Genomic DNA, 14,393 nt, shown 5'->3' on the forward strand with positions numbered 1-14,393 from the left:
AGGTTAACGTGGCCTGTCAATACTACCAAAACCGCAGGTGCGACTACTTGATGAAGCGTGACAAATTTCTTATTTGCGTAACGCTACGCAAAATTCACACACCCCGACCAGGAAGACAATTGTCATTTCTTATCTGTGTATTACGGTTTTTTGTTTATTGATGAAGAGCCGATCACGATCGCTTTTTTAATTGCTTATTCAGTGTGCATTTTTGGGAGCCAGCGCACATTTGGGTATTCTCTTAATGGCGGTGTGAAATAACGTAATTGAGCAATAAATCAGGAAATTCCAGTATGACTGTATCGCAGTTTACTTGCCGTATTACCTGATTATGGAGCTTATTATGCAGGCTTATTTTGACCAACTCGATCGCGTTCGTTTTGAAGGTACAAAATCCACTAACCCACTCGCATTTCGCCATTACAACCCTGATGAAATTGTGCTGGGTAAGCGCATGGAAGAACATCTGCGCTTTGCCGCCTGCTACTGGCACACTTTCTGCTGGAACGGCGCGGATATGTTCGGTATGGGCGCTTTCGATCGTCCGTGGCAGCAGCCGGGTGAAGCACTGGCGCTGGCGAAACGCAAAGCGGATGTGGCATTTGAGTTCTTCCACAAGCTGAACGTGCCTTACTACTGCTTCCATGATGTTGACGTCTCGCCTGAAGGCGCGTCACTGAAAGAGTACAAAAACAACTTTGCGCAGATGGTTGATGTGCTGGCGGCAAAACAGGAACAGAGCGGCGTGAAGCTGCTGTGGGGAACGGCAAACTGCTTTACCAACCCACGCTACGGCGCGGGTGCGGCAACAAACCCGGATCCGGAAGTCTTCAGCTGGGCGGCCACGCAGGTGGTTACGGCTATGGATGCCACGCATAAGTTAGGTGGCGAAAACTACGTTCTGTGGGGCGGTCGTGAAGGTTATGAAACACTGCTGAATACCGATCTGCGTCAGGAACGTGAGCAGATTGGCCGCTTTATGCAACTGGTGGTCGAGCATAAACACAAAACAGGTTTTCAGGGCACCTTACTGATCGAACCGAAGCCGCAGGAACCGACCAAGCACCAGTACGATTACGATGCCGCGACCGTTTACGGATTCCTGAAGCAGTTCGGTCTGGAAAAAGAGATCAAACTGAATATTGAAGCCAACCATGCCACGCTGGCAGGCCATTCGTTCCACCACGAAATCGCTACGGCGATTGCTCTGGGGCTATTTGGTTCCGTCGACGCGAACCGTGGCGACGCACAACTGGGCTGGGATACCGATCAATTCCCGAACAGCGTAGAAGAGAATGCGCTGGTGATGTACGAAATCCTGAAAGCGGGCGGTTTTACCACTGGTGGCCTGAACTTTGATGCCAAAGTCCGTCGTCAGAGTACTGATAAATACGATCTGTTCTATGGTCATATTGGTGCGATGGATACCATGGCGCTGTCGCTGAAAATTGCGGCCCGTATGATTGAAGACGGTGGCCTGGATCAGCGCGTGGCAAAACGTTATGCCGGTTGGAATGGTGAGCTGGGCCAGCAAATTCTGAAAGGTCAGATGACGCTGACGGAAATTGCGCAGTACGCTGAACAACATAACCTGGCACCGGTGCATCAGAGCGGCCATCAGGAACAGTTGGAAAATCTGGTAAACCATTATTTGTTCGACAAATAATGGACTGCTGAGTACGTCCGTAAGCCCGGATAGCGATTCGCTACCGGGCCTTTCTTTAAGGAACGATACCCTATGTATATCGGGATAGATCTTGGTACATCAGGCGTAAAGGCCATCCTGCTCAACGAGCAGGGCGATGTGGTCGCTTCGCACACGGAGAAACTCACCGTCTCTCGGCCTCATCCATTATGGTCGGAGCAGGATCCTGAACAGTGGTGGCTGGCGACGGATCGTGCTGTAAAAACGTTGGGTCAGCAGCATTCACTCTGCGAGGTAAAGGCGTTAGGTCTTGCCGGGCAGATGCACGGCGCGACGCTGCTTGATAAGCAGCAGAAGGTTTTGCGTCCGGCAATCCTGTGGAATGACGGTCGCTGCGCCGAAGAATGCGTGATGCTGGAAAATCAGGTGCCGCAATCTCGTATGATTACCGGCAATCTGATGATGCCTGGCTTTACCGCCCCTAAATTGCTGTGGGTTCAGCGCCATGAACCGGACATTTTCGGCCAGGTTGATAAAGTCCTGCTGCCGAAGGATTACCTGCGTCTGCGTATGACCGGAGAGTTTGCCAGCGATATGTCGGATGCCGCAGGTACGATGTGGCTGGATGTCGCGAAACGTGACTGGAGTGACGTCATGTTGTCTGCGTGTCAACTGACTCGCGCACATATGCCGACCTTGTACGAGGGCAGTGCGATTACCGGAACGCTGTTGCCTGGTGTCGCGCAATCCTGGGGCATGTCAGAGGTTGCGGTTGTGGCGGGTGGTGGCGATAACGCGGCGGGTGCGGTTGGCGTAGGGATGATGAATGCAGGCCAGGCAATGCTGTCATTGGGCACGTCCGGTGTCTACTTTGCTGTAAGCGACGGTTTTCTCAGTAAACCAGAAAGTGCGGTACACAGCTTCTGCCACGCACTGCCTGAACGGTGGCATCTGATGTCAGTGATGCTGAGCGCCGCATCCTGTCTCGACTGGGCGGCAAAATTAACCGGGATGGCAAGCGTACCTGCGCTGATTGATGCCGCACAGCAGGCAAATGAGCAGGCTGAACCGGTCTGGTTCTTGCCCTATCTCTCAGGTGAACGTACGCCGCACAATAACCCGCAGGCGAAGGGCGTCCTTTTTGGCCTGACGCATCAGCATGGCCCGGCAGAACTGGCGCGAGCGGTACTGGAAGGTGTGGGATTTGCCTTAGCTGATGGGATGGATGTGGTACATGCCTGTGGCGTGCAGCCCGCCAGCATTACGCTGATTGGCGGCGGGGCGCGCAGTGAATACTGGCGTCAAATGCTGTCTGACATTAGCGGATTGCAGCTGGATTACCGTACCGGCGGTGACGTTGGCCCTGCACTCGGTGCGGCGCGCCTGGCGCAAATTGCCATCAATCCGCAACGACCATTATCTGACCTGTTGCCTCAGCTTACGCTGGAGCAGGCGCATTATCCTGACGCCGGGCGTCATGCTCTTTACCAACAGCGTCGAGAAACCTTCCGCCGAATCTATCAGCAATTACAACCGCTGATGTCCTGACCCTAAATCCCCTCTGGTAAACAGAGGGGATTTATCAAATATATATTTCAATCCAATAAATAATTAACGCACATGAATTTATTCTGAAAGTCCTGCGCAGTGGCATTTTTCTGTGTTGTCTTTAGCGGGTTATTCATATTGTATCCATGATGGATAAGGAGATCCCAATGAAGACAACAAGGCTGTTGCTATGGATATTATTCCTTTCTGGCGCACTGATTTATGTTATTGGCTTATGGCGGGCATGCCCGTTGCTGAGTGGCAAAGGCTATTTTTTCGGCGTGCTGATGACGGGAATGTTTGTGACATATGTTTATCAGCGTGCTGAAAATCTCGATCAGGACGACGAACGCTTCGTCTCTGTATGTCAGATGGTGGCTCTTATCACGGTAGGATTGCTGCTGGTGGGGGTGTGGAACGCTCCATTAGCGCCCCTCGAAAAGGGGCTTTACCCGGCGGCGTTCTTTGTTTGTTTATGGGGGCAAATTTTATTGTTGCGCCTGCAAAATACGGGGGATTAACTTACCAGCCTGCGCGTATCGATGCGCTGCAACAATATGGACAACAGTAAACTTCCTGCCAGCGTGGCGCTAAAAATCCACAGTATATCCAGCGGTGGCCAGTTTTTGAGCTCAATGCCGTTGGTGCGCAGCGCGTGAATGATCAGCGCATGAAAGCCATAAATTCCTAATGAGTGGCGGGAAATAAGGCCCAGTACCGGCAGTGTGCGCGTGCTGAGCGTGTTTTTGATCAGCGTCAGAAGTGAGGCGGCACAAATAAACACCGCTGGTCCGCAGTAGAGATACCAGGTATCGGCAAAATTGCCTCGCCACTGGAGCTCATGTAGCGTCCCGCGGGAAATAACAAACACGGCGACGAGACACAACGCTGCGCAGAGCCAGGTGAGTGAGCGCTTTTGCGTGTCCATCATACCAATCGCCCGGCCCAGCATGCCGTACAGAATGTAGTAGAACGTATCGCCACTGATGTACAGGTTGATGGGAAGCCACTCAAAGCCGCCAATTTTTTGCGAGACGGTATTGGGATTGGCAATCACGCCTATCACCACCATCAATGCCAGCAGCATTTTTCCGCTGACATTTTTCACCTGAATAAGCGGGGATACCAGGTAGATAACGGCAATAGCGAAGAAAAACCATAGGTGGTAGAACACCGGCTTTTGCAGCAGGTTCTTCAGCGACAGCTCAGCGTTGATCGAGGTAAACAGCAGGATGTAGGCCAGCGCCACGCTACTGTAAAACAGAATGCAGAGCGCGATGCGCGTGAAATGGCGCGGTTTGGCGCTGCGTTCGCCGAAAAAGAGATAACCCGAGATCATAAAAAACAGCGGGACGCTGACGCGAGAGGCGGAATTGAGCACGTTGGCCAGATCCCAATTTACCGGGCTGACGCTTTGCGCATTGGTGATATACCAGGTCGTGGTGTGGATCATCACGACCATTAAACAGGCGATCCCGCGCAGATTATCAATCCAGTAAATTTTGGGCTGCATCAGTTCCTCTGTTTTCATTAAAAAAAGTCTGACCAGTATTTGCGGACATCGCTCACTGGATTAATCCGAGTTATTACGCTAAAGCTTGTGATGGCCTGGGGAGATTCTCACAATAGGATCCGTTCCCAGACACTAATAATAAGACTGACCAGCAAACCAGGCGGTAATAAAATGATGATGAAGTATTTCTTTCCAGCAATCCTCACGCTGCTGCTGGTGGGGTGCGCCGATCCACAATCGTCAACACCCGTGCAGAAAGCGCAAAAGGGCAAAATTACTGCCACGCGTTCGCTGGATATGGAGTCATTGTGCAAAAGTGAAGCATCGGAGCTTTATAATACGGGCGTCCAGAAAATTGCTATCACCGGTCTTGAGCAATTTCAGGGTAGCTATGAGATGCGCGGTTCTACCTTCCGCAAAGAGAGTTTTGTCTGCTCATTTGACGCAGACGGGCAGTTTTTGCACCTTTCCATGCGCTAAGTTCCCCCTTTTTCCCGTTTCGTACTGTATATCTTGCAGCCAGCGGGTATACTGACCGCTTCCTTTAAATCCACACGTATCCAGCACGAAATAATATGCAAAAGTTTGATACCAGGACCTTCCAGGGCTTGATCCTGACCTTACAGGATTACTGGGCTCGCCAGGGCTGCACCATTGTTCAACCATTGGACATGGAAGTCGGCGCGGGGACATCTCACCCAATGACCTGCCTGCGTGCGCTGGGGCCGGAACCGATGGCGACTGCTTATGTGCAGCCTTCCCGTCGTCCGACCGATGGCCGCTATGGCGAAAACCCGAACCGCTTACAGCACTACTATCAGTTCCAGGTAGTGATTAAGCCGTCACCGGACAACATTCAGGAGCTGTACCTGGGTTCTCTGAAAGAGCTGGGTATGGACCCGACCATTCACGATATTCGTTTCGTGGAAGATAACTGGGAAAACCCGACGCTGGGCGCCTGGGGTCTGGGTTGGGAAGTGTGGCTGAACGGCATGGAAGTGACGCAGTTCACCTACTTCCAGCAGGTTGGTGGTCTGGAATGTAAACCAGTAACCGGGGAAATCACCTACGGTCTGGAACGTCTGGCCATGTACATTCAGGGCGTAGACAGCGTTTACGACCTGGTCTGGAGCGACGGCCCGCTGGGTAAAACCACATACGGCGACGTGTTCCATCAGAACGAAGTGGAGCAATCCACTTACAACTTCGAATACGCCGACGTGGACTTCCTGTTCACCTGCTTCGAGCAGTACGAAAAAGAAGCCCAGCAGCTGCTGGCGCTGGAAAACCCGCTGCCGCTGCCTGCGTATGAACGTATTCTGAAAGCCGCCCATAGCTTCAACCTGCTGGATGCGCGTAAAGCCATCTCCGTCACCGAGCGCCAGCGCTATATCCTGCGCATTCGCACCCTGACCAAAGCAGTGGCAGAAGCTTACTACGCTTCCCGTGAAGCCCTTGGCTTCCCAATGTGCAACAAAGACAAATAAGAGGCGGCCATGTCTGAGAAAACTTTTCTGGTGGAAATCGGCACTGAAGAGCTGCCACCAAAAGCACTGTGCAAACTTGGAGAAGAATTCTTTACTAATATAGTTTCCGGCTTGATTGCAGAAAAAATTGTTATTCACGATCCTGATAACTGTGCTTGGTTTGCCTCTCCGAGACGTTTAGCGTGCAAATTTACTGGATTAGCTGAAGAACAGCTAAATGATGAAAACTTGCTTTGGGGGCCGCCGTCGCGTATTGCGCTTTCACCTGAGGGATTTTTAACTAAAGCTGGTCTAGCATTTGTTGGTAAGCTCACCTCCCAACTTATTGATTCTGATAAAAAGTTTACTATTGATGATATCAATGACCAATATGGCTTAATCATTTCAAAAGCCTATGATGGAAAAGATGAAAAGCTTAATGCGCTAATCCAAAATGAGCCTAAGAAAGCTAGCGAGTTACTTCCTGCAATAGTAGAAAAAGCTCTCAAAAATTTGCCGATCCCGAAACTGATGCGCTGGGGCGCGTCTGACGTTCACTTCGTGCGTCCGGTTCACACCGTGACCCTGCTGCTGGGCGACAAAGTCATTCCGGCAACGATTCTGGGTATCCAGTCCGATCGCGTGATCCGCGGCCATCGCTTTATGGGCGAACCGGAATTCACCATCGATTCTGCCGATCAGTATCCGGAAATTCTGCGTGAGCGCGGCAAAGTGATTGCCGATTACGCTGAGCGTAAAGCGAAAATCAAAGCCGATGCTGAAGAGGCGGCACGCAAAATTGGCGGCAACGCCGATCTGAGCGAAAGCCTGCTGGAAGAGGTCACCTCGCTGGTTGAATGGCCGGTCGTGCTGACCGCGAAGTTCGAAGAGAAATTCCTTGCGGTTCCGTCTGAAGCGCTGGTACACACCATGAAAGGTGACCAGAAGTACTTCCCGGTTTACGCAAACGACGGCAAACTGCTGCCTAACTTTATCTTCGTTGCCAACATCGAATCGAAAGATCCGACCCAGATTATCTCCGGTAACGAGAAGGTGGTTCGTCCGCGTCTGGCGGATGCCGAATTCTTCTTCAATACCGACCGTAAAAAACGTCTGGAAGACAATCTGCCGCGTCTGCAAACCGTGCTGTTCCAACAGCAACTAGGTACGCTGCGCGACAAGACTGACCGTATCCAGGCGCTGGCGGGCTGGATTGCTGGTCAAATTGGCGCTGACGTTAACCACGCAACGCGTGCTGGCCTGCTGTCCAAGTGCGACCTGATGACCAACATGGTCTTCGAGTTCACCGACACTCAGGGCGTGATGGGAATGCACTACGCGCGTCACGATGGCGAAGCGGAAGATGTTGCTGTGGCGCTGAACGAGCAGTATCAGCCGCGTTTTGCCGGTGATGACCTGCCGTCTAACCCGGTGGCTTGTGCCGTGGCGATTGCTGACAAGATGGACACCCTGGCGGGTATCTTCGGTATTGGTCAGCATCCGAAAGGCGACAAAGATCCGTTTGCGCTGCGTCGTGCCGCGCTGGGCGTGCTGCGTATCATCGTTGAGAAGAACCTGAATCTGGATCTGCAAACGCTGACGGAAGAGGCTGTTCGTCTGTATGGCGACAAGCTGACCAACGCGAAAGTGGTTGATGACGTTATCGACTTTATGCTCGGTCGCTTCCGCGCCTGGTATCAGGACGAAGGTTACACCGTCGATACCATTCAGGCCGTGCTGGCGCGTCGTCCGACTCGTCCGGCTGATTTCGACGCACGTATGAAGGCAGTTTCGCACTTCCGTACGCTGGAGGCCGCGTCCGCGCTGGCTGCCGCGAACAAGCGCGTATCAAATATTCTGGCGAAGTCTGAAGAGACGCTGAATGACCGTGTGAATGCGGCAACGCTGAAAGAGCCGGAAGAAATTGCGCTGGCGATGCAGGTTGTGGTGCTGCGCGATAAGCTGGAGCCTGTTTTCGCCGCTGGCCATTACCAGGAAGCACTGGTTGAGTTAGCGGAACTGCGTGAGCCGGTTGATGCGTTCTTCGAGAAAGTGATGGTCAACGTAGAAGATAAAGATCTGCGTATCAACCGTCTCTCCATGCTCGAAAAACTGCGCGAACTGTTCCTGCGCGTGGCGGATATTTCGCTGCTGCAGTAACGGTCCTGAGCTGACTTAGAAAATGCCGGATGGCGGCTTCGCCTTATCCGGCCTACGAGATAAACACCAGTAGGCCGGATAAGCATTGCGCCATCCGGCATTTTTTTATGTTGTTAGCGCAGCTGTAATTTAGTCAGACAGGTCTGGCTGTCTTCCATGGTCTTAATAGGATACTCCGCTGTTTTACCGTTGTAGCTTACTGCGATGGTGCCTGCCATATTGCGCGGTAGCCAAACCCCGACGAAGCCATTTCGACCGCTCTTCATCTCTTTTTGTAGCACTACATCACCCTTGTTATCAGTGACTTTGACATTGAATGTCTGCTCCGGCATTTCGCCCTGGCAGCCAGAAAGGCTGTGGTTGAAGCAAGGATGTGTTTGCCACTCATAGGGGGCAAACGACAGATAGAACTTATCGCCGAGCGGCAGGGTATAGATCTGATCGCCCGAAGAGAGCTTTAGTTCAGTGCTGGTGATGGATGCCGAGTAGGGCAGTGGTCGGCTCTGGGGAGATTGGTCAATCGCCTCGACGATTTGCTCGACGGATTTCCCGCTGAGCCCGTGTTCCGCCAAAAAAGTGGCTTCAGGGGTTGCTGCGAACGCGCTACCGGTGGTGAGTAAACCTAAAACCAGCAGCAATGAGGATTTCGACATAGCTTCAATTCCTTGTGAACATTGTGGAATACAGACTGGCTCACTATAAAGCTTGCCCTTAGGGAAAGGTCAAAGGGGCGACGGGTAAAGTAATGCAAAGACGCGTGTGGGCGAGGTATTTTAGGAAGTACAGATAAAAAAAATCCCCGCCGTTGGGCAGGGATTCAGAATTTTGAGCTTTTTAAGCTTACAGGCTGGTTACGTTGCCAGCTGCCGGGCCTTTAGCGCCGCTTTCGATGGTGAAGGAAACTTTCTGACCTTCGTCCAGAGATTTGTAGCCATCGTTCTGGATAGCAGAGAAGTGTACGAACACGTCTTTAGAGCCATCGTCAGGAGTGATGAAGCCGAAACCTTTGTCAGCGTTGAACCATTTTACGATACCAGTCATTTTACCGGACATAGTGTATTACCTTTTAAAAAATAAGTGTGCCTTTCGGCGATATGGCGTGCTTTACAGATTTTTTAACAGTAAAGGAAATGCTCACTACGAGGGTATCAACGATAACTCTTGAAGGGACTTGCCTTACTAACTGCTGTAATGGTCTGTACGTCAAACCGTTGAGGGCATTAACTCATTTTACGCATGTGGATGCAACTACTATTTTCTTTTTTGTGGATAACCTCGGTATGGGAACGGCCCTTTTACAGGACCGTTATGAAGTAAAATTAAAAAATAGCTCAATCCATCAATTGCTTACTTAATCTCGGGTCTGCCTGAATCAGACGCATCAGCTTCAATTCGGTACTGGAAGGCTTTACGCGTTTAGACTCCCATTCGTGAACCATCGCGACCGTCACGCCCATTACCCGGGCAAAATCATCTGTTTTTAAACCTGTCCCTCGTCGTAGCTGTTCAAATTCGGTGAAAGGGTTGGTTTTTTGCGTCAGAGTGACGGTCTGCGATACATCTTTAAAAACAATCTGCTCCAGACTGCTTAGCAGTTCAAACATAGGATCTTTGTATTCCATTGAGAACTCCTATTAATCACACAGCGGGATCGTGAATTTTCTCGAAGCTCATTAAGAGTAGTCGCAAAAAATGAAGTCGGATTTGGGGTTTGAGAGATGGATTCGTTTCAGCAAACGGTGGGCAACAATATTTCGCAGGCTAACAAACTGATAAAGGTCGGGATCTCGAACGATCGATCCCGATTGTAAAGATGACTAAAATAGAGCGCCGTTATGTGAATGGAGCATTGTTTCGCAAAATGCAGGGTGGTGAGAACGGTTATTTTCCCCCACAAGATTACGCGGAAAGGGTATCTTGCGGGGCTGACCTGGACTATCCTTGTCAACGTCAGGCACGCGGGTGTCGTTGTGCGCATTTTTGGGTGAAAGGAGTATTAAAATGGCGACAGGTAAGTCCTGCTCTCGCTGGTTTGCGCCTGTTTTGGCGCTCTTAATGGTAGTTGGCCTGAGTGGGTGTTTTGATAAAGAAGGCGATCAACGCAAAGCGTTTATCGATTTTCTGCAGAATACTGCAATGCGTAGCGGAGAGCGTTTACCGACGCTGACTGCCGATCAGAAAAAACAGTTTGGCCCGTTTGTGTCCGATTACGCGATTCTTTATGGCTATTCACAGCAGGTTAATCAGGCAATGGACTCCGGTCTGCGCCCGGTTGTTGATAGCGTAAACGCAATCCGTGTTCCTCAGGATTATATGACTCAGCGTGAACCGCTGCGTCAGGCAAATGGCGCGCTGGGCGTGTTAGGACAACAGTTGCAGAATGCGAAGCTACAGGCAGATGCTGCCCATGGCGCGCTGAAGCAGGGTGAGGATCTGAAGCCGGTCTTTGACCAGGTTTACAATAAAGTCGTCACTGTACCTGCAGAGGCGTTACAGCCACTGATCCCAGCCGCGCAAGTTTTCACGCAGCAGTTGGTGCAGGTGGGCGATTTCATCGCGCAGCAGGATACACAAGTGAGCTTTGTTGCGAACGGCATCCAGTTCCCAACCTCACAACAGGCCAGTCAGTACAATACGCTGATTGGCCCGCTGGCGGCGCAGCATCAGGCATTTAATCAGGCATGGACTGCTGCGGTGAATGCCGCGCAGTAATCGTCGTACGGTAAGACAAATTAAAGGCCGGGTGAGCATCAATGCTACCCGGCCTTTTGTGTTATTTGGCCACTTGCGGATTCACGCAGTTCTTCTCAACTTTCCCCTGCAGTGCGTCAATTAAGTTATCCACAGCACAAGCCGCCATGTTATAGCGCGTTTCATGCGTGGCTGAACCAATATGCGGTACCGCCACCACATTCGGCAGCGACAGCAGCGGTGAGTCTGACGGCAACGGCTCTTGTTCAAACACATCCAGGCCCGCGGCATGAATCTCCCCGCTTTGCAGGGCGGCGATCAGTGCATTTTCATCCACCACCGGGCCACGCCCGGCGTTAATGAAAATGGCAGAAGACTTCATTTTGGCAAACTGTTCGGTACTGAACAGATGGTGGGTTTCGTCCGTTAACGGCAGAATCAGGCAAACAAAATCCGATTCCTGCAGCAGCGTATCCAGGTCACAGTAGCGCGCGTTGAAACGCTCTTCCGCTTCCTGATGATGGCGGCGTGCGTTGTAGAGAATCGGCATGCTAAAGCCGAAATGCGCGCGTTGCGCCAGCGCCAGCCCAATGCGTCCCATGCCGACAATGCCCAGCGTCTTGTGGTGAACATCGGTACCAAACCAGTCGGCCCCGATGCTTTTTGTCCATTCGCCTGCCTTCACGCGTTCAGCGACTTCCACCACGCGGCGAGCGGTGCTTAACACCAGTGCCATTACCGTGTCCGCCACGGTTTCTGTCAGCACCGTTGGCGTGTGCATCAGCAGCACCTTACGTGCGTTTAAGGCCTCAACATCGAAGTTGTCATAGCCTACGGAAATGGTGGAGGTCGCGCGCAGTTTCGGCATTTTCTCCAGCAGTGCGGTATTGACGGCTTCACTGGAGCCCAGCAGACCTTCCGCGCTGGCAAAGGCTTCGGCGTGCTGTGCTACGGTTTCTGAACGCAGGTTAGGCACCTGAGTGACAGTAAAATGTTCTTCCAGGCGATGCAGTAAATCGTCAGGTAACGCTTTATAGAGAATAATGGACGGCTTCATGCGAATCTCCGTAAGTTAAAATTTAAGCGTGGCGTGCGCCAATAGGTAGCTGTTGATTATTAGCAGGCTTAACGATCAGAGTTAGCCATACTGAGACAAAAAGCGCTACCCCCATAAAAATGTATGAGGCGGACGGGCTGCCGGTGGTGCCATTGAGGTAGCCGACAAACCAGGAGCCAAAGAATGAGCCTAATGCGCCCATGCTGTTGATCAATGCCATTGCTCCCCCAGCGACGTTGCGCGGTAACATCTCAGGAATGATGGCGAAGAAGGGGCCATAAGGGGCATACATGGCCGCACCGGCGATAACCAGCAGTGTGTAAGAAATCCAGAAATGGTCTGCGCCAACGGCCCAGGAGCCAATAAAGGCGAAAGCGGCAATCAGCAGCAGTGGCCAGACAAACAGCTTACGATTTTGCAGTTTATCGGAAGCCCAGGAAACGAGGATCATCGCCGCCGTCGCCGCCAGATACGGAACAGACGAAAGCCAACCGACCTCTACCATACCCAGGTTGGCACCGCCGCTGCGGATAATTGACGGCAGCCACAGGACAAAACCATAGACGCCAATACTCCAGGTGAAATACTGCATACACAGCAGGATGACGTTACGTGAGCGGAAAGCCTCGCTATAGTTCCGTACGGCTTTGATTCCTTGCTGCTCTTTTTCCAGTTGTGCCTGAAGGGCGGCTTTTTCAGATTCTGACAGCCAACCGACCTGAGACGGTTTGTCTTTTACCAGCACCCACCAGCAGAACGCCCAGATGATGGCCGGGAAGCCCTCGATGATGAACATTTCCCGCCAGCCCAGCGCCTGGATCAGATACCCGGAAACCACGGACATCCACAGGACGGTGACTGGGTTACCGAGGATCAGAAAGGTATTAGCACGCGAACGCTCGGACTTCGTAAACCAGTTACTGATATAAATCAGCATTGCGGGCATCACGGCGGCTTCAACGACGCCAAGAATAAAGCGGATGGCGGCAAGCATTGGAATATTGCTGACCATCCCGGTCAGTGACGCGCAGGCGCCCCACAGAATCAGGCAGATAAAAATCAGTTTACGTACGCTGCGGCGTTCGGCGTAAATTGCGCCTGGGATCTGGAAGAAGAAATAGCCAAGAAAAAACAGAGCCCCCAGCAGGGAGGAGATCCCTTTGGTAATACCGAGGTCCTCGTTGATACCGGCTGCGGAAGCGAAGCTGAAGTTCGCGCGATCAAGGTACGCCAGGCTGTACGTGATAAACACGATTGGCATGATGTACCACCAGCGTTTTGCTGCATTGGTTGAGCTATTCATAGACTGCCCTCTGGTTATGCTGATACGCCGCCTCTGAATGTAGGGTACAGAGACAGAGTTGGCCGGGAATTTATTCCCCTAATTGTTCACGTGTGGGTAATCCTTCGCTGTCGCCCTGAACCTGAATGGCCAGTGCGCCAATTTTATTGCCACGAGTCACCGCCTGATGCAGCGAGCGCCCTTCCAGCAGGGCGCTGATAACGCCCACGGCAAAGCCATCGCCTGCGCCGACCGTATCGACCACGTTGTCGACTTTTACCGGTGCGACGCAGCCTTGTTCACCGCTGGCGGTTTTGTACCAGGCGCCATCAGCCCCGGTTTTGATGATCACGGCCTTCACCCCGTGGCGCAGATAAAAGTCGGCGATGGCTTCAGGCGTCTGCTGACCGGTTAAAATCATGCCCTCTTTTAACCCCGGCAGTACCCAGTCAGCCTGGAATGCCAGTCGGTTGAGTTTTTCCACCATCTCGCCTTCGCTTTTCCACAGTACCGGGCGTAAATTCGGGTCGAACGAGATGGTCTTCCCTTGCACTTTCAGCGTGCGGGCGGTATGGGCCAGCAGTTCATAAGAGCTGGCCGAAAGCGCCGCCGCGACGCCGCTCAGGTGCAGGTGGCGCGCGCTGGCGAAGTAGGCTTCGTGAAAATCCTCAACGCTGAGGTGGCTGGCAGCAGAACCTTTGCGGAAATATTCCACAATGGGATCGGTTCCATTTTCGACTTTAGATTTAAGCTGAAAGCCGGTAGCGTAGCGCCCGTCCAGAGTGACTCCCTGCGCATCAATCCCTTCTTTCTCCAGCGACTTAATAATAAAACGGCCAAAACTGTCGTTACCTACGCGGCTTACCCAGCCTACGTTCAGACCCAGGCGAGCAAGTCCGGTTGCCACATTAAGTTCAGCGCCAGCAACGCGCTTGATAAACTGCTCCACATCTGCCAGTTCGCCGGTTTGCGTGGCGACAAACATCGCCATCGCTTCACCAATCGTGACCACATCCAGTGACTTTTTCATG

At 52.1% G+C, this 14,393-nt stretch carries 14 protein-coding genes; 7 read left to right on the forward strand and 7 right to left on the reverse strand.

The features are described from left to right. Positions 1–343 precede the first annotated feature (343 nt). The 3 genes from xylA (at position 344) to yiaB (ending at position 3,714) form a co-directional block, all read left to right on the forward strand. Complete coding sequence (gene xylA, locus IB196_RS00815; protein ID WP_005120526.1) at positions 344–1,666, forward strand: xylose isomerase; 1,323 nt, start codon at positions 344–346, stop codon at positions 1,664–1,666. A 72-nt stretch (positions 1,667–1,738) separates the two neighbouring features. Next, positions 1,739–3,193: a xylulokinase gene (xylB, locus tag IB196_RS00820; RefSeq protein WP_005120527.1), complete on the forward strand. Its 1,455-nt coding sequence runs from the start codon at positions 1,739–1,741 to the stop codon at positions 3,191–3,193. A gap of 167 nt (positions 3,194–3,360) precedes the next feature. Next, on the forward strand, positions 3,361–3,714 hold the full coding sequence (yiaB, locus tag IB196_RS00825; RefSeq protein ID WP_137378631.1) for an inner membrane protein YiaB: 354 nt from the start codon (positions 3,361–3,363) through the stop codon (positions 3,712–3,714). On the opposite strand, the gene IB196_RS00830 is transcribed toward yiaB, so the two are convergent. After that, positions 3,711–4,706 carry an acyltransferase gene (locus tag IB196_RS00830; RefSeq protein WP_040231778.1) on the reverse strand — a complete coding sequence of 332 codons (996 nt, stop codon included), beginning with the start codon at positions 4,704–4,706 and terminating at the stop codon, positions 3,711–3,713. The two genes, yiaB and IB196_RS00830, sit on opposite strands and share 4 nt — an antisense overlap. A 171-nt stretch (positions 4,707–4,877) precedes the next feature. Between IB196_RS00830 and IB196_RS00835 the strand changes: the two genes are divergently transcribed. The 3 genes from IB196_RS00835 (at position 4,878) to glyS (ending at position 8,332) form a co-directional block, all read left to right on the forward strand. Continuing rightward, entirely contained in the window at positions 4,878–5,186 is a 309-nt protein-coding gene (locus tag IB196_RS00835; protein ID WP_005133815.1) for a YsaB family lipoprotein, read from the forward strand. A gap of 95 nt (positions 5,187–5,281) precedes the next feature. Continuing rightward, positions 5,282–6,193, forward strand: a complete 912-nt coding sequence (gene glyQ, locus IB196_RS00840; protein ID WP_001168551.1) for a glycine--tRNA ligase subunit alpha — start codon at positions 5,282–5,284, stop codon at positions 6,191–6,193. 9 nt (positions 6,194–6,202) lie between these two features. Then, positions 6,203–8,332, forward strand: a complete 2,130-nt coding sequence (gene glyS / locus IB196_RS00845; protein WP_188231979.1) for a glycine--tRNA ligase subunit beta — start codon at positions 6,203–6,205, stop codon at positions 8,330–8,332. Positions 8,333–8,445: 113 nt separating this feature from the next. Here the strand turns inward: glyS and cueP are convergent, their stop codons facing one another. From cueP to IB196_RS00860, 3 genes are all read right to left on the reverse strand, one after another. Continuing rightward, positions 8,446–8,985 carry a copper-binding periplasmic metallochaperone CueP gene (gene cueP, locus IB196_RS00850; RefSeq protein ID WP_005133818.1) on the reverse strand — a complete coding sequence of 180 codons (540 nt, stop codon included), beginning with the start codon at positions 8,983–8,985 and terminating at the stop codon, positions 8,446–8,448. A 187-nt stretch (positions 8,986–9,172) separates the two neighbouring features. Continuing rightward, a complete protein-coding gene (gene cspA, locus IB196_RS00855; RefSeq protein WP_000014594.1) occupies positions 9,173–9,385 on the reverse strand; it encodes an RNA chaperone/antiterminator CspA in 213 nt (70 codons plus the stop codon). A gap of 278 nt (positions 9,386–9,663) precedes the next feature. Further along, the gene (locus tag IB196_RS00860; RefSeq protein ID WP_005133819.1) at positions 9,664–9,954 is read right to left on the reverse strand and encodes an HTH-type transcriptional regulator; all 291 of its coding nucleotides are present in this window, start codon (positions 9,952–9,954) and stop codon (positions 9,664–9,666) included. A gap of 379 nt (positions 9,955–10,333) precedes the next feature. Here IB196_RS00860 and IB196_RS00865 point away from each other — a divergent pair, with 379 nt between their 5' ends. Beyond that, positions 10,334–11,044, forward strand: a complete 711-nt coding sequence (locus IB196_RS00865; protein ID WP_040231621.1) for a DUF3053 domain-containing protein — start codon at positions 10,334–10,336, stop codon at positions 11,042–11,044. Between the two features lie 61 nt (positions 11,045–11,105). Here IB196_RS00865 and ghrB read toward each other — a convergent pair whose 3' ends face one another. From ghrB to IB196_RS00880, 3 genes are all read right to left on the reverse strand, one after another. Continuing rightward, the gene (gene ghrB, locus IB196_RS00870; RefSeq protein WP_005133822.1) at positions 11,106–12,080 is read right to left on the reverse strand and encodes a glyoxylate/hydroxypyruvate reductase GhrB; all 975 of its coding nucleotides are present in this window, start codon (positions 12,078–12,080) and stop codon (positions 11,106–11,108) included. Between the two features lie 22 nt (positions 12,081–12,102). Beyond that, on the reverse strand, positions 12,103–13,383 hold the full coding sequence (locus IB196_RS00875) for an MFS transporter (protein WP_188231980.1): 1,281 nt from the start codon (positions 13,381–13,383) through the stop codon (positions 12,103–12,105). Positions 13,384–13,453: 70 nt separating this feature from the next. Continuing rightward, positions 13,454–14,392 carry a sugar kinase gene (locus IB196_RS00880; RefSeq protein WP_101742804.1) on the reverse strand — a complete coding sequence of 313 codons (939 nt, stop codon included), beginning with the start codon at positions 14,390–14,392 and terminating at the stop codon, positions 13,454–13,456. Between the last annotated feature and the right edge of the window lies 1 nt (position 14,393).

The sequence above is a fragment of the Citrobacter sp. C6_1 genome (genome assembly GCF_014596835.2).
In the GTDB taxonomy this organism is placed as follows: domain Bacteria; phylum Pseudomonadota; class Gammaproteobacteria; order Enterobacterales; family Enterobacteriaceae; genus Citrobacter; species Citrobacter pasteurii.